The sequence below is a fragment of the Chryseobacterium pennae genome, assembly GCF_003385515.1.
In the GTDB taxonomy this organism is placed as follows: domain Bacteria; phylum Bacteroidota; class Bacteroidia; order Flavobacteriales; family Weeksellaceae; genus Chryseobacterium; species Chryseobacterium pennae.
This window is the reverse complement of the sequence record NZ_QNVT01000022.1, coordinates 17,928-38,885: the sequence shown is the minus strand read 5'-3', so window position 1 is coordinate 38,885 and position 20,958 is coordinate 17,928. Positions and strand designations below refer to the sequence as shown.

Sequence of the window (20,958 nt, the reverse complement as noted above, 5' to 3'; positions counted from 1 at the left end):
ACAGTGAAAACTTTAAGTACAAAAAGAGTTATCTTCATCCCATGAAAAAGATGATTCCATTTTGTTTTTTATTGCTGCTAGCGGGATGTAAAAACGATTCAAAACAGACTGTAAATGAAACTGAGCCTATAAAGAAAGACAGTCCTGTTGTACAAGCTCCTGTGGCGGAAAAACCTGTTGAAGAAAGCAAAATAATCCCTACTTTAAAAGAATGTACAGAAAAAACAGCTGACTACGAAACTGAGCTGGAGTGCATTTTCCCTAACAGTACAATGGAAGTTGTATATCAAAAAACCATCAAAGAGAAAGAAGTGGAAAAAGCAGAACTTCTTCTTACGACATTACCCAAACAAAGTAGTGAAAAGGAAATTCATCAGGATGGTCTGGAAACTATTAGCTACAAAGTATCCTCCAATAAAGTTGAAATCGAATTCTTATTTGCCGGCGGAGTTACCACTCTTGAATTGGAACAGAAAGGTGAAAACGTAAAAAGAACCATTATTCACAGTGCTGATTAAGACATCTTTAGCATTATGAAAAAAATATTTTTAATACTTTCACTCCTCAGCATAATTTCCTGTAAAAGCCTGCCGGAAGGATCTTCAAAAGATTCCGAAACGTCCATTCATACCCAGTGGAAAGGAGACTATTCTATCTCTCATGATTTTGGAAAACTGGATGAAAACTCAGAAATGACATTGGATTATGGTCTCACCATTACCAAAGACAGCTGTACTTTTTGGGGGCTTGGCTACAAAACCTTTTTTACAGATGTCTGCAGTATCACCGGAAATGAAAAACAGATCATAGTAAAATACATCAAACAGATTGAAGGCAGTCCAATGAGTAACCATCCTCCCACCGATACTCTGGCTGTTGTATTCAGGAAAGATAGAAAATATTATCTTCAAAGCAATATAGTTCCCAATAAGGACTGGCAGTACAATACTCCGATCCGGCTCAAAAAGAAATCATAAAAAGTTCTCAACTTTAAAAAATATTTTATAATTTCGCTTTGTGAATTTTAACAACGGAACATATTATTATAGAATTTTTAACTCAGATCTGGGATAGGGATTCTTATGAACATAACTTAAAACCTCGTCCTTGACGAGGTTTTTTTATTTAAAAAAAAATTAAAAAGATGAAAATAAGTATTATTGGAGTAGGATTAATCGGAGGTTCAATGGCCTTGAAATTAAGAGAAAAAAACGTTGCCAGCTTCATCTACGGAATCGATAACAGCAAGCAGCACATCACCGAAGCATTAGATTTGAAAATAATTGACGCAGAAGCAGATCTGGAAAAGGGAATTAAAGATTCAGATCTTATCATCCTTGCCATTCCGGTGGATGCGGCCAGAAAATTACTACCTGCCGTTCTTGATCTTGTATCAGATCGTCAGACAGTTATGGATGCAGGTTCTACCAAGGCTGGAATCGTAGGTGCAGTAAAAAACCATCCGAAACGTTCGAGATTCGTTGCCTTTCACCCGATGTGGGGTACAGAAAACAATGGACCTAAATCTGCTATTGCAGAGAGTTTCTCAGGTAAAGCCGGTGTGATCTGCAATAAAGAAGAATCCGCAGATGATGCTCTGAATATCGTTGAAGGGATTGTAAATGCCCTTGAAATGCACACCATCTATATGAATGCTGAAGATCACGACATTCATACTGCTTATATTTCCCATATCTCCCACATCACTTCATACGCTCTGGCCAATACCGTTCTGGAAAAAGAACGCGAAGAAGAAACCATCTTCCAGCTTGCCAGTTCCGGTTTTTCAAGTACCGTGCGTCTGGCCAAATCCCATCCGGAAATGTGGGTTCCGATCTTTAAACAAAACAAAGAAAATGTTCTGGACGTTCTCAATGAACACATTACTCAGCTCAGAAAATTCAAATCTGCTTTAGAAAAAGAAAACTATGAATACCTTGAAGAACTGATTACAAATGCCAACAGAATCAGAGAAATCCTAAGATAAACCACTGAAAATCAATACAAAAAAAATATTTAATTAACCACAAAATAACTTTTTTTGTGGTTATTTTTTTGTTCCTATTTAAAATTAATTTTAATAAAATTAAAAAATATTTTAACTTTATTAAAAAAAATATTACTTTCGTAAAAAATAAATTCAATGAAGTTACCGATAGTCTGTCCAAGTTGTGACAATACTCTTAATGTAAGTCAAATGAAATGCCCTGCCTGTAAAACTGAGGTAAGTGGTGACTATGAACTTCCGGTTCTTCTTAAACTGAATCGTGAGGAACAGGATTTTGTCCTTAATTTTTTCCTGTCCAGCGGGAGCATTAAAGAAATGGCCAAACAGGCCGGCCTATCCTATCCCACCATGAGAAATAAAATGGATGACCTGATCACAAAGGTTGAACAACTGAAAAATAATCTGTAAACGCATACTAACCTGTAAACTCATTCATGATGAACTGGAAAACTATTTTCAATCCGTTTGAAAGATTTGATGAAAAACTTCTTCTTCTTGCCGGAACCCTTGCTGTCATTCTGTCAATTATTGCAGGATATTGGACAGATACTGCCTTTACCAGTATATACAGAATCAGTTCTATAGAAAATGCTTCACTTGGAACGATAACGGTTTGTACTCTGTTAAGCTTTTCTGCTGCAATTGTCATTCTTTTTATTTTAGGCAAAATCCTGAACGGAAAAACAAGGATCATTGATATCGTCAATACTGTTCTAATCTCCCAACTCTTTCTGATCCTGTTACAATTCACAGGAAAAATATCATCCCTTAAACTCGCAGGAAAAAGTGTTGCCAACTACGAAGCTAACCCCTCAGGAACATTTCCTTTTGTGGATTTCCTGATTATGATTTCTATGACCATTATATCCATTACCACTCTTATTTATAGCGTTACCCTTTTTTATAATGGATTTAAAACAGCGACCAACATTAAAAAATGGCAGCATATTGTACTTTTTTGTGCCGTAACAATGATCAGTTCTCTGATCTGCCAGATTATCATCAATAAAATTATTTAAATACTATGAAAATCAAATTATTATTTGTGCTGGCATGTCTGGCACAGTTTTGTCACGCCCAGATTGAAGGAACCTGGAATGGTGAAGTGGACATCCAAACCATGAAACTGCCCGTCATTTTTAAAATATCAAAGAAATCACAAGGCTATACCACCACTCTTATAAGTCCCAAGCAGAGCGCTAAAGAAATTCCTACAGATAAAACAGATTTCAGTAATAACGAACTCAGTCTTGAAATAGGAAGTATAAATGCCGGCTATAAAGGAATCTACAAAACAGATCATTTTGAAGGAAACCTGATCCAGAATGGTAAAACAATGACTTTAAACCTTTACAGGGATATTATTAAACCGGAAAGTTCCGAAGTTTCCTACCTTAATGGAAAAGCAATAAACACACAGAAGATTGATGAATTCTTAGATTATATGGTGAAGAATAATCAGGAAATCGGAAGTATAGCCATCTTCAGAGATGGAAAACCTGTTTATAAGAGAAACTTTGGTCAGAATCTTCTTCCTGGAAATACAGCTTATGACCAAAATACCGGATACCGGATAGGATCTATCAGTAAACTTATGACAGCGGTAATGCTTCTTCAGCTTATAGAAAAAGGAAAACTGAACCTTACCGATCCACTTTCAAAATTCTATCCTGAAATTCCCAACGCTGAAAAGATCACCATCCAAACGATGCTGAATCATACCAGTGGATTAGGAGATTATGTAGGAGAATCTATTGAAAACAATTGGCTATTTGGAAAAGCAGTAGGAGATAAAGCCATTATTGAAGCCATCAAAAAAAATGAGGTAAGTGCTAAACCCGGAGAAAAGTTTAAATACTCCAACTCCGCTTATTTCCTCCTGAGCAGAATATTGGAAAAGATCTATAAGAAGCCTTATAACGAGATTTTAAAGGAAAACATTCTGAACAAAGCACCAATGCCCCATACTTTTTCTGTACTTGACAATCCAAAAAATATTTTTAAATCCTATGAATTAAAAAATGGCAGCTGGAAAGAAGTAAAGGATTTTGATTTTCACAATTGCATCGGATTAGGAGACATCACCTCCACTCCGGAAGACCTGAATATCTTTATCAATGCCCTATTCAATGGTACATTTATCAAAAAAGAAACCCTTGACATGATGATTTCCAATAAAAAAGAGAAAGTATTTGGATCAGGAATTATGAAAATACCATTTTACAACATCATATCCTATGGACACGGAGGTACTACAGCAGGAAGCCACTCTATAGTATCCTTTGAACCTACAGATCAGTTATCCTATGCTGTAACCATCAACGGTAAGAATTTCCCTCAAAACAGCTTCTATATCGGCATCATGAATCTGGTATATGGCAGAGATTATCAATATCCAGCATTTAATAACACTAAAACACCTGCTGCTGACCTTGAAAAATATGTAGGAGATTATACCTCAAAAGATATTGCTTTGGGTTTAAAGATATTGATTAAAGATGACACATTATATGCCCAGGGCACCAATCAGCCGGAATTTCCACTCACTGCTCTAGAAAAAGATCAGTTTACCTTTGAAAAAGCTGGTCTAAAACTCTCTTTCACCCCTGAAAATAAACAGCTCCACCTCACACAAGGTGGGAAAACTTATCTATTCAATAAAAAAAGTCCCGGCAAATAGCTTCATACTAATATTGCAGTTGAAGACATAATCATTCCCTCCCTTGGAGGGTGTCAAAATTTCTTTGAATTTCTGATGGGTGGTTCTACTACGCAACAAAATAACATTCACAAAAAAAATCCTTAGATGTTTTTCTAAGGATTTTATATTTAAATAATGGAGTTTATATAACCCTCCGGAATAATATTCTAAACTAGCATTCCGGAACATTCACTGCAATGGCCAATCCTCCTTCAGAAGTTTCCTTAAAGCGGTCGCTCATAGAAAGAGCTGTTTCCCACATCGTCTGGATCACCTCATCCAAAGTTACTTTTGCTTTGGCAGGATCACTTTCCAGTGCGATATTAGCTGCTGTAATTGCTTTCATTGCCCCCATTGTATTTCTTTCAATACATGGAATCTGTACCAGTCCTCTGATAGGGTCACAGGTTAATCCAAGGTGATGTTCCATCGCAATTTCTGCGGCCATCAATACCTGTCCTACACTTCCGCCTAAGATTTCTGTAAGTCCGGCTGCTGCCATTGCTGATGAAACTCCGATTTCTGCCTGACATCCTCCCATCGCTGCAGAGATGGTTGCATTTTTCTTAAATAAAGTCCCTATTTCTCCTGCTACCAATAAGAAACGGACAATATCATCATCGCTGATAGAATCTGTAAACGCTTGAGAGTACATCAAAACAGCAGGAATAACGCCACTTGCCCCATTTGTAGGTGCTGTAATAATTCTTCCGAAGCTGGCATTTTCTTCATTTACTGCCAGTGCAAAACAGGCAATCCATTTATTGATATTGGTGAAGTTTTCTTCGGCATCCACAACCTGCTGAAACCATTCATCCTTATTTTTATAGATTTTATCACCCAATAATTTTCTGTTGATTCCTGCTGCTCTTCTCGAAACATTCAATCCACCGGGAAGAATTCCTTCCTTATTTACGCCCTTGTAAATACACTCTTTGATCTGCTGCCAGATGTAAAGCGCCTCTTCTCTTGTCTCTTCCTGAGTTCTCCAGCTTTCTTCATTAATGAAAATCAGATCGGAAATCTTTTTAAGTCCCAGTTTCTCACAATATTTTGCAATGTCTGAAGCCTTATGACAAGGATATATTGTACGTACACACTGCTTTTCTATTGAGTTTTTTTCCTGACTGGCAATAAAGCCACCTCCTACAGAATAAAAATCCTGAACAAGTTCGGTTCCATCTTCAAAAACAGCTCTGAAAATCATTCCATTCGGGTGAAAATCAAGTGATTTCTTCATATTTAAAATCAAGTGATGGCCATAAATAAACGGAATAACCTTCTCACCACCAAGATTAATGGTTTGGGTACTCTTTATATAGTCTATTTTTTCGTCAATTTTTGTAGTATTGATCGTCTTGTAATCTTCACCATTCAGACCAAGCATTCCGGCAATATCCGTTCCGTGGCCTATCCCCGTTTTGGCAAGTGAGCCGAAGAATTCAAGAAAAACTTCTTTAACGTCTTCTATTGATCTTTCTCTTTTTATAATCCTAATAAATGCAGATGCTGCATTCCACGGTCCCATTGTATGTGAACTGGAAGGACCTATCCCTACTTTAATAATCTCAAAAACCGATATTGATTCCATAAATGATTCTTCATTTTCCTCAAAAGCAAAGATACATGATAAATCTTATAATATGCATAGTAAAACTTCACAATTAGCAGCCTTATATCATGTATTTTTTACCTGTTTCAAATCTATTCTCCAATTTTCTTTAAATGAGCTTGAAAGGAAATCGTAAGTAAGAATATTACACTTAATTAAAGTGCTCCTGATGCTGGGAAAGATCAAGTCCCATAGTCTCAGATTCCTCCGAAACCCTTAAGGTAATAATCGCATTGGTTACTTTATACAGCAGTAAAGATCCTAAAAAAGTAAATGCAGACACCAGAAACAAGGCAGTCAGATGATGAAGGAATACTTCAACTCCACCATGAAGAAGACTGGCTTTTTCACCATGAGCAAAAATAGCTGTTAAAATCATTCCCATAATACCTCCTACTCCATGACAGGCAAAAACATCCAGGGTATCATCTATCTTCTTTAAAGCTTTCCAGTTGACCATCAGGTTAGAAACAATTGCTGAAATAAATCCTATGAAAAGACTTTCCTGAATACTGACAAATCCACAACCGGGTGTAATCGCTACAAGACCTACCACAGCACCAATACAGGCACCCAAAGCAGAAACACTTCTCCCGTTAATCCTGTCAAAAAATATCCAGGTCATCATAGCGGAAGCAGAAGCAATAGTAGTCGTTCCAAAAGCTGTTGCTGCAGATGCGGAAGCACTCAGGGCAGATCCTGCATTAAAACCAAACCATCCAAACCATAACATCCCTGTCCCCAGGAGTACATAAGGAATATTGGAAGGTTCATGATGTGGATTCTTCCGTTTTCCCAATACCAAAGCTCCGGCAAGTGCTGCAAAGCCTGCACTCATGTGTACAACTGTGCCACCTGCAAAATCTTTCACTCCAAAATATTTGTTGAGAAGACCATCAGGATGCCATACCATATGACAAAGCGGAGTATAAATACAGATGCTGAAAAGCACAATGAATAAAAGATAAGAAATGAAACGGACCCTCTCTGCAAAAGATCCGGTAATGATCGCAGGAGTAATAACGGCAAATTTCATCTGAAACAATGCAAAAAGAATAAAAGGTATAGTGGGAGCCATCATACTATGGGGAAGCCCCCCTACTCCATTAAAAAAAGGATAACTTAATGGATTTCCAATAATTCCATAATGCTTACCCGCAATGGTAACTCCCAAAGATTCACCAAAGGATAATGAAAAACCAACGACCACCCAAACGATAGAGACTACTCCTAAAGCAATAAAACTCTGCAGCATTGTAGAAATTATATTTTTCCGACCTACCATTCCTCCATAAAAAAATGATAATCCGGGTGTCATTAGCAGTACAAGCCCTGCTGCTGCCAAAATCCAGGCTACGTCAGCCCCTACAATTTTATCTTCAGTTAAAAATACTCCTTTATCAGAAATATCTGTACCCGGAGTCCAGAATAACCCTCCAATAGCAACCAATGCAATAAGAGAGAATGAAACGATCCACTTTAACCCTATTTTCATAAAATTTATATTTAACCCTATCAAAATTACATATAAATACCATGAAAAAGTTATTTATTTGACAAACACCCCTAAAAAAAACTATTCACTTAATAACATCACCGTTTTTTCACTGAATATTTCATTTAAGATTTTAGAAACTTCCTTAGCTTTGGTGGCCGGAAACAAATGGGTTCCTCCTTTAATCACATAATCCGGTTTTGAATTCTTGATGGGAAATACAATATCCTTATCTCCCAAAATCTGGATGACCTCTGGGTTTTCTTCAAATTTCCATTCGGATACTTTTTCTACAGACCATTTCAGATAATAAGGGTCCCTTACTCTGAAATACTGAAGAAGTCTCGGATTTTTAGGATCAAAAAGCTTTCTGAGTACAGCATATACGTTGGCTGCTTTCACATTGAATAGTCCTACAGGCAGGATACGGGGAATCTTGGTTACCTCTCCTGTTTTTATGAATCTGGATTTTTCTTTATCAGATTTAATACTTCCCAGAATCACTACTTTTTCAGCAGGCTTCAGCCGATTGATCTCCTGGATCATAATTCCACCAAAAGAATATCCCAACAGGCAGAAAGGTTCAGAAGGATCTACTTTTTCGGCCATCCGCTCAACATAAGTATGAAAAGGTTCATTTTCTTCCGGGATGAGCCAGTCTATAAAAATCAGTTCACAATGCTTGGGAAACTCTAATCTTTCAAGTACCTTAAAGTCTGCCCCAAGACCGCTTACAATATAAATTTTCATACTACTAATTTATGAAAAATGCGGAAAAGCTACGATTCAGATTAAAAAAACTTGAACAGCAGAGCTTTAATCGTCTTAAAAGCTCTTTTTGAAAATAAAATCTATATAAAAACCAATGTTTACCATATCGGGATCCATTCTGAATGACAAAATAATTTTACCTATACCTTCTACAGAGATCCCTACACAAAAAAAACAGCTCCTAAGAGCTGCTCTTTTTATCAACATTACATTTAATTTTATTTCTTCTTTGCAGGAACTCTGTTGTCATTATCCAGCTTTTCAGTAGACACCTTAAACTGAATATCCATTTCGTTCTTAATGAAGTAATCTTTCAGTGAAGACTGGTAGAATACCTTGAAATCTCTTCTGTTCAGAGAGAACTTCGCAGATTCAATAGAAGTTGTAAACTGAGTAACATACACATTTGCGGGGAAAGAAATTGTTTTTCTCACTCCTTTAAGTGTAAGATCTCCGTATACGGTAGAATTATACTCACTGTTTGCTAAAGGAATAACTTTAGTCAAATGGAATTTCGCAACCGGAAATTTCTTCACTTCAAAGAAGTTGGTACTTTTCAGGTCATTGGTAAGTTTGATCTGATCTTCATCAGAAACATCACCAGCCATCATACTTCTCATATCTATGATGAATTCACCATCTACCAGTACAGTATGGTCAAAGTTGAATTTTCCACTTTTTAATTTTATCGTTCCTGAATGGGAGGAAGCCTCAGTTTTCACAACCTTATATCCCCACCATCTGATCTCTGATGAAGTCACTTTCGAAACCTTATCAAATTTCCTTTGGGCAGAAACAAATGATATGCTTGCGCACACCATAGCAAACAATAGTAATCTTTTCATTCTTTTTTATTTACAATTCAACAAAAATAAAAAAAAGTGTAGAACTTCTACACTTTTAATAATCTTTTTTTGATTAATTTATTGAGCAGTTACCTTTACTACCATATCAATATCATCTTTCACAAAAACGTCCTGCATTGTAGATTTGTAAGCAACATCAAATTTCTGTCTGTCGAAAGAGAACTTATTTGAAACCAGGCTTACTACTCCTTTGCTGTAAGAAATTTTAGCAGGGAAAGTAATTGGGCTTGTTTTTCCTTTCAGAGTAAGAGTTCCTGTTACTAAAGAATTGTAGATTTTATCACTGTTTTTCTTTACTCCTGTAATTTTAAAAGTAGCAGTAGGGAATTTTTCAACTTCAAAGAAGTCACCATTCTTAAGGTGTCCGTTTAATTTCTGTTGGTATTCTCCCGTAAGGTCAGTCGCGTTGATAGAAGTCATATCCAACACGAAGTTCCCTCCTACAAGTTGATTTCCTTTCATTACCATATCTCCTGATTTCACTTTCACAGTTCCGTCGTGAGAACTAGCTTCAGATTTAGCTACTTTATATCCCCACCAGTGAACATCAGATGCTACTACTTTTTTAGACTGTCCGAAAGCTAAACCACCAGCTAATACTGCTAATAAAAATATTTTTTTCATTGTTTAGAATTATTTTAATTAAGTTTAGCACAAAGGTAGCCATCTTATTCAATAGATTTCGTTGATGTATATCAAGAAAGTTAATTATTTTTATGAATAATATCATCCCATAAAAAAACTCCGAATTTCTTCGGAGCTTTCTTTTATTCTTGATAGTAGGCTGTATATAATGCCATCCCTTTTAATGCAGTATGATTTTGCTTGACCAGATAGATCGGAATGTTTCTAAGCATTCCTTCCATTTTATCACTGATCTTGAATTTTTCGTAAAACTTGGCTTTATCGATATATTCTCTTACCATCTGAGGAATATCTCCGGCAATCAGCAATCCGCCAGTAGCTTTTACCTTTAAGGTTAAGTTATTGGCTTCTCTTGCCAAAAACTCAAGGAAAGTATCCAGAGCAATTTTACATATCAGTACGTTATCTTCTACTGCTGCTTTATAAAGCTCTTCAACAAAATTACCATTGGCAAGACGATCTCCTAACCATTCAGGTTCCGGATGTCTTTTTACATCTCTCAGAAAACGATAGATATTGAATAATCCTGATTTGGATAATACATTTTCCCAGCTTACAATCCCATAGATATTATTAAGGAACTGGTAAAACTCAACCTCTACATTGGTTCTTGGTGAAAATTCAGAATGCCCTCCTTCTGTTGCAAAAGGTCTTAAATTTTTCCCGTCAAAGAAATATCCAGCTTCACCCAATCCGTTTCCCGGAGCAAGGATCGCCACATTTCCTTTTTCAAGATGACCGCTGGTATAAATGGCTTCAAGATCATCATCTTCAAGAAGAGCCATTCCGTAAGCAGAAGCTTCCAGGTCGTTCAGCATATCTACCTTTTCAAAACCGAAATCTCTTTTATATTCTTCAACATCTAAGTTCCAGCCTAATCTTACGGGGTTGCTTTTTCCGTCAATGACAGGTCCCGGTACAGCCATTCCCAAGCGTTTTACGTTAGCTAACTCATTATCATGGATAAACTTTTTTAAGATGTCATTAAAAGAAGCATATTCCTTAGTAGAATATGTATTTTGTGCTTTAATCTCAAGACCTCCGTTACCGGAAACAAAATAGCCTAAGATGGTCATATCTTCACGGAGACTTGCTCCGATGATAGAAACATTATCATTATTACTGTTCTCTACTCCTGGTAAATAAAGTGGAAATTTTGGATTCAGAATCATAACCTCAAATTTTACCAAATATAATAATTGTTTTCGTAAATCCTGCACAGAACAAAAAAACCTTTCCACTTTCGTGAAAAGGTTTTGGTTAATAATTGTTTATATATTAAATCTAACTACTTTCCTAATGGAATATTATAACCGAATCCTACTCCGATATTCCCCACATTATAATCCTGACCAGCTAAATCTCCTTTAGTTCCTACAAAAACCTTTTGGTATTGTACGAAGAAGTTCCAGTCTCTGTTGTGGTATCCGATTTCAGGTTTGATATAGAAACCTCCGCTTGCTCTTTCTACATTCGTGTTAGAAGCTACTGTTTTGTCTCCAACTAAGAATCCATATCCTAAGTCAGTTCCGAAATAGAAACCGGTTTGTTTTGGATAAATTCTTACTAAAGCAGCTACAGGAACTACTCCTACATCATTATTTTTATACCCGTTGTTATCTTTACCAAAATAGTGAGTATATCCTGATGCAATACCTAATCCAAATCCTGGAGTAATAAGGTTCTGATAAGCTACATCTACACCAACTGCTGCGGAAAGGTTATCTGCGGGAACTGCTAAACCAACATTTGCGCCTACTTTGATCATATTATTCATTTGTGAACTCTGTGCGCTTGCTATACCTGCTGTTAAAATTCCGGCAATTAAAATTGCTTGTTTAAACATTTTCATAACTCTAATTTTTAAATTTTACTAAACAAGAGGATGTAAAAATCGTGCCAAGCAAAGCTTTCTGCTGTTTTTTAACACGCATTAAAACCGTAACAAAATGAATATCAATCATTTATTTTATGTTAAATTTTAAATGATTGTTTAACAATTTTTATAAAAAACAGGACCTGAAATGTGAAATATATTTAAAAAGTTAAAAAATAGAAACAGGATAAGTCAACTTATTGATATAAAAGGAATTCAAACATTGGAAAACGCTAAGGCGCAAAATTTTTATTAGTATTACGTATATTTTAAGGCACAAGAAGATCAAAGATCTTCAGCAAGGATGCTATTTATTTTTTGCCACGGCACCAATAACATTATTCTATGCACTATGGGGCTATATCTTTTTAAACCTCATAAATTTCACGAATAAATAAAATAATTGCATTAGTTGAGATGAAAAAGCAGCGAGAGAATCTAACCATAAACAATTTTATCGAAGATAAAATCCTCGCGCCTTCCAATATACAGCGTACAAAATCTTAGTACCTGAGCGTTTTCCAACAGTCCTATTGTGCACACATTATAATATTAACAAACCTTAACCCGTTATTATTTTAACCTTTTTTCTTCAGAAACATCAAAAAAATAAATGCTCTCATCATGGCTGACACCTTATTAAAAAATAAACATCTTCTCTGGCGTGCAGGCTTTGGTCCCGGAATTAATCAAATCGATGATTTGAAAAATAAAAACATCAAGACGCTGATTAATGAATTATTTAAAGAAGAAAGCTTTACAGAGATTATTTATGATACGCCTGATATCGAACCTGCTGCAGATTATATGAACAGTACAGCTCCTGCTGAAAAGAAGAAGGAAATGCAACGGATTTATAGAACACAGAACGAAGAACTGAATCTTAACTTTCTGGATAAAATGGTGAACAGTAAGGAACAAATGCGAGAAAAGATGGCTTTTTTCTGGCATGGACATTTTGCTTCAAGAGTCCTTAATCCAAAGTTCAATAAGCAACTTTTAAATACAATCCGGAAGAATGCATTGGGAAGCTTCAAAGATTTACTTTTTGAAGTCAGTCAAGCTCCGGCTATGCTTAACTTCCTGAATAACCAGCAAAATAAGAAAGACCACCCCAATGAGAATTTTGCCCGTGAGGTCATGGAGCTTTTCACTATGGGCAGAGGAAATTATACGGAAAAAGATGTGAGAGAAGGAGCCAGAGCATTTACAGGATGGAGTTACGATAAAGAAGGAAATTTTAAAGAAAGGAAAAATCAGCATGATGAAGAAACCAAAACTTTTCTGGGGAAAACAGGTAATTTTAACGGATCAGATGCTCTAAATATTATTCTGGAGCAAAAAGCAACCGCAAAATTTATCACAGCCAAAGTCTATAAGTTTTTCGTTAATGAAAATATAGATCAGAATATTGTAAATACACTCAGTACCAGCTTCTACAATTCCGGTTACGATATTAAGAAACTGATGACGGAGATCTTTTCAAGCTCATGGTTTTACGAACAGAAAAATATCGGAAACAGGATAAAATCGCCCATAGAACTTATGGCCGGAATGATGCGGATCCTTCCGATGAATATTCAGAATCCTGAAAACCTCATCGTGTATCAAAAGCTATTAGGACAAATGTTGCTTTATCCACCGAATGTTGCAGGGTGGCCCAATGGAAGATCCTGGATTGACAGCTCTACTCTGATGCTGAGACTTCAGGTACCGCAGATATGGTCCGGCCTTCGCCCGCTGGAATACAGTCCACGACAAGATGACGATATTGATATGGGAATGAAATCTAAGGAAACAGCTTTGAATAAAAGCTTTAAAAATCCCAATATAACAATAGACTGGAACCGGGTAGATCAGATTTTTGACCATAAAAACTGTGAGGATTATCTGATTCAGAAACCACAAAGCCTAGATATGAATACAGTCAATAACTTCTCTGATAAAAGCACGAAAATGACCATTATCAACCTTATGTCAACCCCTGAATATCAATTAATGTAAAGGGGGCACTTATATCTATCACCAAAATCCAACATTATGTTAATCAAAAGAAGAGAATTCCTCAAAATAAGTTCACTGGCCACAGCATCACTTCTACTTCCTAACTTTCTAAAAGCTATAACGTTGGAAGAGGCACTGAATCCCAATCAGAATATTCTCGTAGTTCTTCAGTTTACTGGTGGAAATGATGGCTTGAACACGGTTATTCCTACAAAAAATGACATCTATTTCAGAGAAAGGAAAACGCTTGCTGTTCAGGATTCTTTATCCCTTACAGATGAAGCCGGAATCAATCCTTCCCTCTCCTATTTTAAAGAGCTTTTTGATAATGGAGAGCTTTCTGTGATGAACAATGTGGGTTATCCCAATCCGGATAAATCTCATTTCCGCAGCATGGATATCTGGCAATCGGCAAGCAGAAGTGATGAATTTCTGGAAACAGGCTGGTTAGGCCGCTTTCTGGATGAAGAATGTTACCGTTGTGAGCATCCCACACAGGCACTGGAAGTTGATGATATGCTAAGCCTGGCTTTGAAAGGAGAAAATAATAAAGCATTTGCTTTTAAAGATCCTAAAAGGTTATATCAGACCAGTCAGGAGAAATATTTCAAATCTCTTTATGATCACCATCATGATGACGAAACGGTGTCTTACCTTTATCAGACTTTAGGTTCTACGATTAACAATGCAGGCTATATTTTTGATAAGAGCAAAGCAAAAAAAACGGAACAGACTTATCCTAATTCGCAACTGGGAAAGGACTTTAAGACAGTGGCCTCTTTAATCAAATCAGATATCAATACCCAGGTTTACTATCTTTCCATTGGAAGCTTTGATACCCATGTGAACCAAAATGACAGACAGAAAAAACTGTTCAGTGATATTAATGAAGCTGTGAAGTCCTTTGTGGCTGATATGAAAAGCAATGGCTTATTCAATAATATTCTTTTGATGACCTTTTCTGAGTTTGGGCGTCGAGTGGCCCAAAATGCAAGCAATGGGACAGATCACGGAACGGCTAACCAGATGTTCTTTATCAGTGGAAACCTTAAAAAGAAAGGCCTTCTGAACAGTCTTCCGGATTTACAGAATCTGAATGAAGGTGACCTGATCTACACAGAAGATTTCAGAAAAGTATATGCTACAGTTCTGAAAAACTGGCTAAAAGCGGATTCCTCCAAAGTTTTGGGCTGGAAAAATGGAGTTTATGACTTTATATAAATCGACTGAGCTCTATTTAGCCATAAAAGTTTTATAACACTTAAGTTATTTTTAAGTGATAAATTTTATGTATGAAAAGTACACTTAAGTTTTGAAATCTCCGATTTCCAGGAATATTATAATGAATACTTCAGTTGAAAGAGTGAACATTCCCCTCCACCGGAAGGCCCTCAAAAATTCTTTGAATTTTTGACGGGGTCATCATCACCTCCCCTTCTCCTATCACCACAAAAAAAGAGACCATCCATAATGACAGTCTCTTTTCGATAATTTTAAATTTTAACTACTTTTAAGCAGTAATCTGCTTCGGTTCTTTCTCTTTCTGATCTTCTTTCTTATCAAGTTTCTCAGATATTTTTTTAACGATATACTCTATCGCTATAGGTGCTATAATGGCAATAAGTGCTTTAAATATTCTTGATTTCATATGGTGATTTTGTACTTGAGTACTACAATTTCCAAGCCAAGATAAAAATCAGAGGTCAATTTCAATTAAAATATTCCTGAGTCTCAATTACTATCCTGTTCTTTTTTACTTAATAATTCTGAAATACTAGTTTTCTTCCGGAATGATCAGGTCCTGATAATTCTTACTTCCGGCTTTAAATTTCTCTTCCATTCTCAATCTTAGCTTTTTCGGTCGATGAACAATCAGCGAATCTCCAAAGCCCAGCAACAGTCTTTCTAATTCAAAATTGATCTGCACACAAATTTTAAAAAGAGTACCTCCTTCAACCTCATTAATGATCTCCTGACTTTTATGTAATGGTTTTGTTTTGATATAAGGAGCATTGGCCGTATCAACAAAAAAAATGACATTTTTAGGAGCCATGGATTCTGAAACGGTAACTCCTACAATGTTCTTAAAGTATTCATCTCCGTCCAGATCCTTATCAATGTAAGGAAGGGCTTCATCTGTTTCAATACTTTCCATTCTGTCCAGCGCCAGATTATACATTTTCTGTTTGTAAAGACAGATGAGGAACCAGCGGTTGTTAAATTCTTTCAACAGTTGCGGATGAACGGTGAAAATATTGGATTCTCTTGCAGTAAAGCTCTTGTATAAGATTTTCAGTACCTTTTTATTGAGAATACCTTCATACAGAATATCAATATGCTCCAACCCCTTTAACTGTTCATTTTTATCCAAATGAATGATTGACTTCTGGTTAGTAGAATGAATAGAATCCTCCAGTTTCTGGATGACACCGTTCATTTCTTTGAACATAGAGAAATCTTTGAATTGCTTCAGGATCTGAACTGCATTATTCATCGCTTTCAGATCACTTTCATTTACAGAAATATTATGGATACTGTAGTCCGGATCGCTGTAACGGTAATATTTTCTTTCATATACTTCAATAGGAGCTTCATACCCGAATTTCTCACTCCGCATATTCTGAAGATCCAGCTGAATAGTCCTTCTGCTTACATAAGATTCTTTTCCCTCAAATTCAAATAATACTTCGGAACATTCATCAATAAGATCTTCCAAAGTATATTTACGGTATTTGTTTTTGAGGCACTTGTCTAATGTTTTATAGCGGATCAGTGCGTTTTTATTGGATGACATGATTATTCTTTTTTATCTGAAAACCTATTTCTCTCTCAGCGGATTGCCTTCAAAGATCAATCCTTCCCATCCGAATTCCATAAAGTTTCTGATGTTCTGGTGATCTGTTCCATCAGGGTTTTTAAGTACATCTTCCCTATAAAAATCTCCGAAAAGCGGAAGTGTCTCCTCTTTTGTCAATCCGTGATAAGATGCAAAACCGAATATTTTACATGATCCGTTATTCTGGTCTTCTTCATTTCTTGTATTTCCGTTTTTGAATGCGGTAGGGGTAAAATGGTAATTTGCATCTATATAAGCAATCACATCGCTGAATTGAACGGTTTCAGGAAAATGTTTTAATTGTTCTAATAATATCATAGTTGTAAGTTTAATTTTTTTTACATAATGCTAATAAGCGAATTTGCATACCAGCGAATTTGTCTTTTTTATAATTTTTGTAAAAATAATCAAAAATTTATTATCTACGCAAAACTATTGCGCAATAAAGAAGTTACTTTGCATTATCAAAATAACAAAACAATGGAATTTAATGGAAATCACTTAATCGAATTGGGATATAGACCCGCTAAATGGTTTAAAGATGCCATTACCTATATCAACGAAAATCATCTGGATGAAATTCAGATTAAAGAATATCTGGAACAGTTCAAACAACCTGAACATATTCCGCTTCATGAAACTGCTCCTGAGTTTATCATCAACATCAGAGCGGAACATGAAAATGAGAGTGATAATGTAGAAAAAGTAATCAAAACGATGAAAGTTCTGATGAAAACACCTACGCTCACTGCCGGAGCTTTAATGCCGGATGCCTGTCCTACAGGTCCCGAAGGTCATATTCCTGTGGGAGGTGTGGTGGTTGCAAAAAATGCCATCCACCCGGGATTTCATAGCGCAGATATCTGTTGTTCTGTGATGCTGACAGATTTTGGAAAGGTTAACCCTAAAGATATTCTGGATGCCGCTCATTCTGTAACACATTTCGGATATGGAGGAAGACCAAGAGGCGAACAGATGCCGATGTCCCAGGAACTGATGGATGCGTTCAGAGAAAATGAATTCTTAAATGATGAAAAATTAATCAGCATTGCCCGTTCTCATATGGGAACTCAGGGAGACGGAAATCATTTCCTATTCGTTGGAATTTCCAAAAACACAGGAAATACAATGATGGTAACCCATCACGGATCCAGAGCTCCGGGTGCTGCATTATATGATAAAGGAATGAAAGTTGCCAACCGTTTCAGACAGGATATTTCTCCTGAAACATTAAAAGAAAATGCATGGATTCCTTATGATACTGAAGAAGGAAAATCTTATTGGGAAGCGCTGCAATTGATAAGAACATGGACGAAGGAAAACCATACCAATATTCACGATGCTGTTTTAAATAAACTGAAAATAGAGAAAGAAAACAGATATTGGAATGAACATAATTTTGTTTTCAAGGATGGTAACCTCTTCTATCATGCAAAGGGAGCGACTCCATTGAATGATAAGTTCATGCCTGATATCACGGGACCAAGATTGATTCCATTGAATATGGCAGAACCGGTATTGATTGTTCAGGGAAAGACCAATGAAAGAAACCTTGGTTTTGCTCCACATGGAGCGGGAAGAAATTTCAGCAGAAGTCAGCATAAAAGATCTTTAGCCCATAAAACGACTGAGGAGATCTTCAATGAAGAAACAGCAGGATTGGATATCAGATTCTATTCCAATGAAATTGATATTTCCGAACTACCCACTGCTTATAAAAGTGCAGCGAATGTAAGAGCACAGATTGAAGAATATGGACTTTGTGAAGTACTGGATGAAGTGATGCCTTACGGATGTATTATGGCGGGTGATGTTCAGAAAAATGCACCGTGGAAGAAAAAATATAGAAAGGCATAATTCTTTATTTAATATCACTCAATATAAACCTGATAGGTTTCCAAAAAAACTAATAACCAACCTTATAGGTGTCAAAGCCTGTAGGGTTCATGAAAACTTATCATAATGGCAGGGGCAGTAGCTCAGATGGTTAGAGCAACAAAAAATTACTTTTCGCTACGGGCAAATAAAGTTCCTATAAACTACCAGGTTTGTGGGTCACAGGTTCGAGTCCTGTCTGCTCCTCAATACAGTGAAAATGCTTATATTCATATATCTGTCATTTCATACGTAAAAAAAATGTAAGGCAAAGAAAGTTCCTATATTTTAGAATTACTTTCCGCCTTTTTACAAATTATAAGGCAAAGGGAGTTCCTATATTTTTCGGATAAATTACTCCCCGCTTTTTATAAACTATAGGTAAAAGGAGTTCCTATACACTTCACTTTTAATGAACTTACTCCTCACTTATTTTTTAAACTTAAAACAATGAAAACATTACAATTATTCAATGCTGTATTGGCTAAAAAATCAGATAAAATGCCATTTATTTCCAATGAAGGTTTTATTATTGAAACTGATGCACTTTGGGCTAAAAAAGAGATCATCTCTTATTATGCAAAGGAAAAATTAAATGGAAATGACCTGAATAAATCCTTTCATAAATCCTGGGAGAAAATAAAAAACACATCCAGAATTGAATTATTTTTTGAACAGATTCAACATTATATTTCAACCTATGGAAGTAATTTCCAGAGTGAAATCTATATTCCTAAGGAAATCCTGAATGTTCCTGATGTGAAGATGATTTTTAAAGTAATCAAAGCTTATACTGTAGAAGAAATGCAGGAAAAATGTCTTTCTCTGCTGAGATCCGGGATTGCTTTAAAAGAAGAAACAATCAATGATCTTTTATATATCCTTACAGAAGAGCTTGATTACGATTTTACAGGAAAAGAAAATATCAGAAATAAAGAAGCGATTATAAAAATAGCCGATTTATATGAGATCTATCCAGAAAACCCTGTTGAATTTTTCCGTTATGTGATTTATAAAACCACTCAAACAACGCTTTTAATTAAAAACGATGAATTGATTGGCTTAATTAAACAAAGCAAATTTAATCCAACCTATCTGTTTGAAAGCTTTGGAATGGAAAAAATGGCTGAAATTTTCAATAGATTTAAACCGTTATTTCTTGCTTATAAAAACAGAGCTCCGAAAGCGATTAACAAAATTTCGAAGCTGTCTAAAGTACACCATAAGCCATTAATTTCGAATCCGTTAAATGATGCAACTCATATATTATTGGAAACCAGCGATTGGCATTGGTTAGAAAATGCAACACCGTTTGCCCTATTCAAAGCATTATCAGCATGCCATTCCAGAATGTATGGTCAGGACACTTTTGTCTATAGAGTCAGAAATGGAAAATCGTGGGTTAAAAAAGGTAAGGAAACTTATGTGAATCTGTTAAACTATGATTTTATTTTAGATTTTCTGAAGCTGAAATACGAAAGTTTTTCCGGAAAGAAATTCTATTTCCCGGAGAATGTAGAATTTGCGCTGCCAACTTCTGAAAAAATGTTTGTTGGAAATATTCCTACCGGAACCCGTTTTTATGGAGATAGACTGGCTGTTGGTATTTATTGGGAAGATAGATGGGGAGCCCGGGACCTTGACCTTTCAGGATTGAATATTGAAGGAAAAATAGGTTGGAATGCAGCTTATAATTATGGTGAAGGACAATTGATGTATTCCGGAGATATGACTTCTGCTCCCAACGGTGCTGTAGAATACCTTTACGCCAATAAAGGATTAAGTACCTCTACTCTTGTTATGAATAATGTGTTCAGCGGAGATGCAAATTGTGGATATAAAATCGTTATCGGAAAAGGAGATCAAATTTCCTACGACTATATGATGAATCCGAATAACCTCTTTGCTGAAGCAAGATGTAACTCGGTTCAGAAACAAACGATTCTGGGAATCCTGTTACCAAAAGTGGGAAAACAATGTTTTGTACTGTTGAATTTCGGAGCTGGACATTCTCACGTTTCCGGAAATAATGAGGTATCCATGATGGCTACCAGTGCATTATATCAGCAGTGGTCTGAAGCTATGTCATTCAATGAGCTTATAAAAGAGCTTGGAGCAGAGACTACCACAAAAAAATCCGAAGCTGATTTTGATTTTTCAATGGAAACTTTGGAAAAGGATAGTTTTATCAGAATTTTTAAATAAAATATGCTGTTCAATAGATTTGAACGGCATTTTTCTTTTAACTAGCAATTTTATTTAATCTCTC

The 20,958-nt window shown here is 36.0% G+C and carries 20 protein-coding genes and 1 tRNA gene; 11 read left to right on the top strand and 10 right to left on the bottom strand.

Features of this window, described 5'->3' with window-relative positions; genetic code table 11:
* Positions 1–50 precede the first annotated feature (50 nt).
* From DRF65_RS19655 to DRF65_RS19630, 6 genes are all read left to right on the top strand, one after another.
* Positions 51–518, top strand: coding sequence for a hypothetical protein (locus DRF65_RS19655; protein WP_228438817.1), 468 nt, complete (start codon positions 51–53; stop codon positions 516–518).
* Between the two features lie 15 nt (positions 519–533).
* A complete protein-coding gene (locus DRF65_RS19650; protein ID WP_115972448.1) occupies positions 534–977 on the top strand; it encodes a DUF5991 domain-containing protein in 444 nt (147 codons plus the stop codon).
* A 167-nt stretch (positions 978–1,144) separates the two neighbouring features.
* Positions 1,145–1,987 (top strand): prephenate dehydrogenase, encoded by an 843-nt coding sequence (locus tag DRF65_RS19645; RefSeq protein ID WP_115972447.1) that lies wholly within the window; start codon positions 1,145–1,147, stop codon positions 1,985–1,987.
* A gap of 156 nt (positions 1,988–2,143) precedes the next feature.
* Positions 2,144–2,416 (top strand): DUF2089 family protein, encoded by a 273-nt coding sequence (locus DRF65_RS19640; protein ID WP_115972446.1) that lies wholly within the window; start codon positions 2,144–2,146, stop codon positions 2,414–2,416.
* 26 nt (positions 2,417–2,442) lie between these two features.
* Positions 2,443–3,027, top strand: a complete 585-nt coding sequence (locus tag DRF65_RS19635; RefSeq protein ID WP_115972445.1) for a YIP1 family protein — start codon at positions 2,443–2,445, stop codon at positions 3,025–3,027.
* 5 nt (positions 3,028–3,032) lie between these two features.
* Entirely contained in the window at positions 3,033–4,688 is a 1,656-nt protein-coding gene (locus DRF65_RS19630; RefSeq protein ID WP_115972444.1) for a serine hydrolase domain-containing protein, read from the top strand.
* 193 nt (positions 4,689–4,881) lie between these two features.
* Here DRF65_RS19630 and DRF65_RS19625 read toward each other — a convergent pair whose 3' ends face one another.
* From DRF65_RS19625 to DRF65_RS19595, 7 genes are all read right to left on the bottom strand, one after another.
* Positions 4,882–6,300, bottom strand: a complete 1,419-nt coding sequence (locus DRF65_RS19625; protein ID WP_115972443.1) for an L-serine ammonia-lyase — start codon at positions 6,298–6,300, stop codon at positions 4,882–4,884.
* 172 nt (positions 6,301–6,472) lie between these two features.
* Positions 6,473–7,816, bottom strand: a complete 1,344-nt coding sequence (locus tag DRF65_RS19620; protein ID WP_115972442.1) for an ammonium transporter — start codon at positions 7,814–7,816, stop codon at positions 6,473–6,475.
* Between the two features lie 81 nt (positions 7,817–7,897).
* Positions 7,898–8,566, bottom strand: coding sequence for an alpha/beta hydrolase (locus DRF65_RS19615; RefSeq protein ID WP_115972441.1), 669 nt, complete (start codon positions 8,564–8,566; stop codon positions 7,898–7,900).
* Positions 8,567–8,805: 239 nt separating this feature from the next.
* Positions 8,806–9,432 (bottom strand): YceI family protein, encoded by a 627-nt coding sequence (locus DRF65_RS19610; RefSeq protein WP_115972440.1) that lies wholly within the window; start codon positions 9,430–9,432, stop codon positions 8,806–8,808.
* Positions 9,433–9,510: 78 nt separating this feature from the next.
* Entirely contained in the window at positions 9,511–10,077 is a 567-nt protein-coding gene (locus DRF65_RS19605; RefSeq protein ID WP_115972439.1) for a YceI family protein, read from the bottom strand.
* Between the two features lie 143 nt (positions 10,078–10,220).
* The gene (locus DRF65_RS19600; RefSeq protein ID WP_115972438.1) at positions 10,221–11,270 is read right to left on the bottom strand and encodes a glucokinase; all 1,050 of its coding nucleotides are present in this window, start codon (positions 11,268–11,270) and stop codon (positions 10,221–10,223) included.
* A gap of 116 nt (positions 11,271–11,386) precedes the next feature.
* Positions 11,387–11,950: a hypothetical protein gene (locus tag DRF65_RS19595; protein ID WP_115972437.1), complete on the bottom strand. Its 564-nt coding sequence runs from the start codon at positions 11,948–11,950 to the stop codon at positions 11,387–11,389.
* Positions 11,951–12,598: 648 nt separating this feature from the next.
* Between DRF65_RS19595 and DRF65_RS19590 the strand changes: the two genes are divergently transcribed.
* Both DRF65_RS19590 and DRF65_RS19585 read left to right on the top strand, forming a co-directional pair.
* Positions 12,599–13,978: a DUF1800 domain-containing protein gene (locus DRF65_RS19590; protein ID WP_165852274.1), complete on the top strand. Its 1,380-nt coding sequence runs from the start codon at positions 12,599–12,601 to the stop codon at positions 13,976–13,978.
* 36 nt (positions 13,979–14,014) lie between these two features.
* Positions 14,015–15,199, top strand: a complete 1,185-nt coding sequence (locus DRF65_RS19585; RefSeq protein WP_115972435.1) for a DUF1501 domain-containing protein — start codon at positions 14,015–14,017, stop codon at positions 15,197–15,199.
* A gap of 289 nt (positions 15,200–15,488) precedes the next feature.
* Here the strand turns inward: DRF65_RS19585 and DRF65_RS28575 are convergent, their stop codons facing one another.
* The 3 genes from DRF65_RS28575 to DRF65_RS19575 all read right to left on the bottom strand — a co-directional run bounded on the left by DRF65_RS28575 (position 15,489) and on the right by DRF65_RS19575 (position 17,132).
* The gene (locus DRF65_RS28575) at positions 15,489–15,626 is read right to left on the bottom strand and encodes a hypothetical protein (RefSeq protein ID WP_002980888.1); all 138 of its coding nucleotides are present in this window, start codon (positions 15,624–15,626) and stop codon (positions 15,489–15,491) included.
* A 126-nt stretch (positions 15,627–15,752) separates the two neighbouring features.
* On the bottom strand, positions 15,753–16,772 hold the full coding sequence (locus tag DRF65_RS19580) for a helix-turn-helix transcriptional regulator (RefSeq protein WP_115972434.1): 1,020 nt from the start codon (positions 16,770–16,772) through the stop codon (positions 15,753–15,755).
* Positions 16,773–16,796: 24 nt separating this feature from the next.
* The gene (locus DRF65_RS19575; RefSeq protein WP_165852273.1) at positions 16,797–17,132 is read right to left on the bottom strand and encodes a HopJ type III effector protein; all 336 of its coding nucleotides are present in this window, start codon (positions 17,130–17,132) and stop codon (positions 16,797–16,799) included.
* 744 nt (positions 17,133–17,876) lie between these two features.
* Between DRF65_RS19575 and DRF65_RS29285 the strand changes: the two genes are divergently transcribed.
* The 3 genes from DRF65_RS29285 (at position 17,877) to DRF65_RS19565 (ending at position 20,894) form a co-directional block, all read left to right on the top strand.
* Entirely contained in the window at positions 17,877–18,671 is a 795-nt protein-coding gene (locus DRF65_RS29285; protein ID WP_394337823.1) for an RtcB family protein, read from the top strand.
* A 111-nt stretch (positions 18,672–18,782) separates the two neighbouring features.
* A tRNA-OTHER gene (locus DRF65_RS28570) sits at positions 18,783–18,896 on the top strand.
* Positions 18,897–19,139: 243 nt separating this feature from the next.
* The gene (locus tag DRF65_RS19565; RefSeq protein ID WP_115972432.1) at positions 19,140–20,894 is read left to right on the top strand and encodes a lipocalin/fatty acid-binding family protein; all 1,755 of its coding nucleotides are present in this window, start codon (positions 19,140–19,142) and stop codon (positions 20,892–20,894) included.
* Positions 20,895–20,958 lie beyond the last annotated feature (64 nt).

Bases quoted from the DNA above. Each gene is read 5' to 3' on its own strand.
- DRF65_RS19605 (WP_115972439.1), bottom strand. From the start codon at position 10,077: ATGAAAAAAATATTTTTATTAGCAGTATTAGCTGGTGGTTTAGCTTTC.
- DRF65_RS19575 (WP_165852273.1), bottom strand. From the start codon at position 17,132: ATGATATTATTAGAACAATTAAAACATTTTCCTGAAACCGTTCAATTC.
- DRF65_RS19580 (WP_115972434.1), bottom strand. From the start codon at position 16,772: ATGTCATCCAATAAAAACGCACTGATCCGCTATAAAACATTAGACAAG.
- DRF65_RS19635 (WP_115972445.1), top strand. From the start codon at position 2,443: ATGATGAACTGGAAAACTATTTTCAATCCGTTTGAAAGATTTGATGAA.
- DRF65_RS19620 (WP_115972442.1), bottom strand. From the start codon at position 7,816: ATGAAAATAGGGTTAAAGTGGATCGTTTCATTCTCTCTTATTGCATTG.
- DRF65_RS19650 (WP_115972448.1), top strand. From the start codon at position 534: ATGAAAAAAATATTTTTAATACTTTCACTCCTCAGCATAATTTCCTGT.
- DRF65_RS19645 (WP_115972447.1), top strand. From the start codon at position 1,145: ATGAAAATAAGTATTATTGGAGTAGGATTAATCGGAGGTTCAATGGCC.
- DRF65_RS19610 (WP_115972440.1), bottom strand. From the start codon at position 9,432: ATGAAAAGATTACTATTGTTTGCTATGGTGTGCGCAAGCATATCATTT.
- DRF65_RS19595 (WP_115972437.1), bottom strand. From the start codon at position 11,950: ATGAAAATGTTTAAACAAGCAATTTTAATTGCCGGAATTTTAACAGCA.
- DRF65_RS19655 (WP_228438817.1), top strand. From the start codon at position 51: ATGATTCCATTTTGTTTTTTATTGCTGCTAGCGGGATGTAAAAACGAT.
- DRF65_RS19590 (WP_165852274.1), top strand. From the start codon at position 12,599: ATGGCTGACACCTTATTAAAAAATAAACATCTTCTCTGGCGTGCAGGC.
- DRF65_RS19640 (WP_115972446.1), top strand. From the start codon at position 2,144: ATGAAGTTACCGATAGTCTGTCCAAGTTGTGACAATACTCTTAATGTA.
- DRF65_RS29285 (WP_394337823.1), top strand. From the start codon at position 17,877: ATGGGAACTCAGGGAGACGGAAATCATTTCCTATTCGTTGGAATTTCC.
- DRF65_RS19615 (WP_115972441.1), bottom strand. From the start codon at position 8,566: ATGAAAATTTATATTGTAAGCGGTCTTGGGGCAGACTTTAAGGTACTT.
- DRF65_RS19585 (WP_115972435.1), top strand. From the start codon at position 14,015: ATGTTAATCAAAAGAAGAGAATTCCTCAAAATAAGTTCACTGGCCACA.
- DRF65_RS19600 (WP_115972438.1), bottom strand. From the start codon at position 11,270: ATGATTCTGAATCCAAAATTTCCACTTTATTTACCAGGAGTAGAGAAC.
- DRF65_RS19565 (WP_115972432.1), top strand. From the start codon at position 19,140: ATGAAAACATTACAATTATTCAATGCTGTATTGGCTAAAAAATCAGAT.
- DRF65_RS19625 (WP_115972443.1), bottom strand. From the start codon at position 6,300: ATGGAATCAATATCGGTTTTTGAGATTATTAAAGTAGGGATAGGTCCT.
- DRF65_RS19630 (WP_115972444.1), top strand. From the start codon at position 3,033: ATGAAAATCAAATTATTATTTGTGCTGGCATGTCTGGCACAGTTTTGT.
- DRF65_RS28575 (WP_002980888.1), bottom strand. From the start codon at position 15,626: ATGAAATCAAGAATATTTAAAGCACTTATTGCCATTATAGCACCTATA.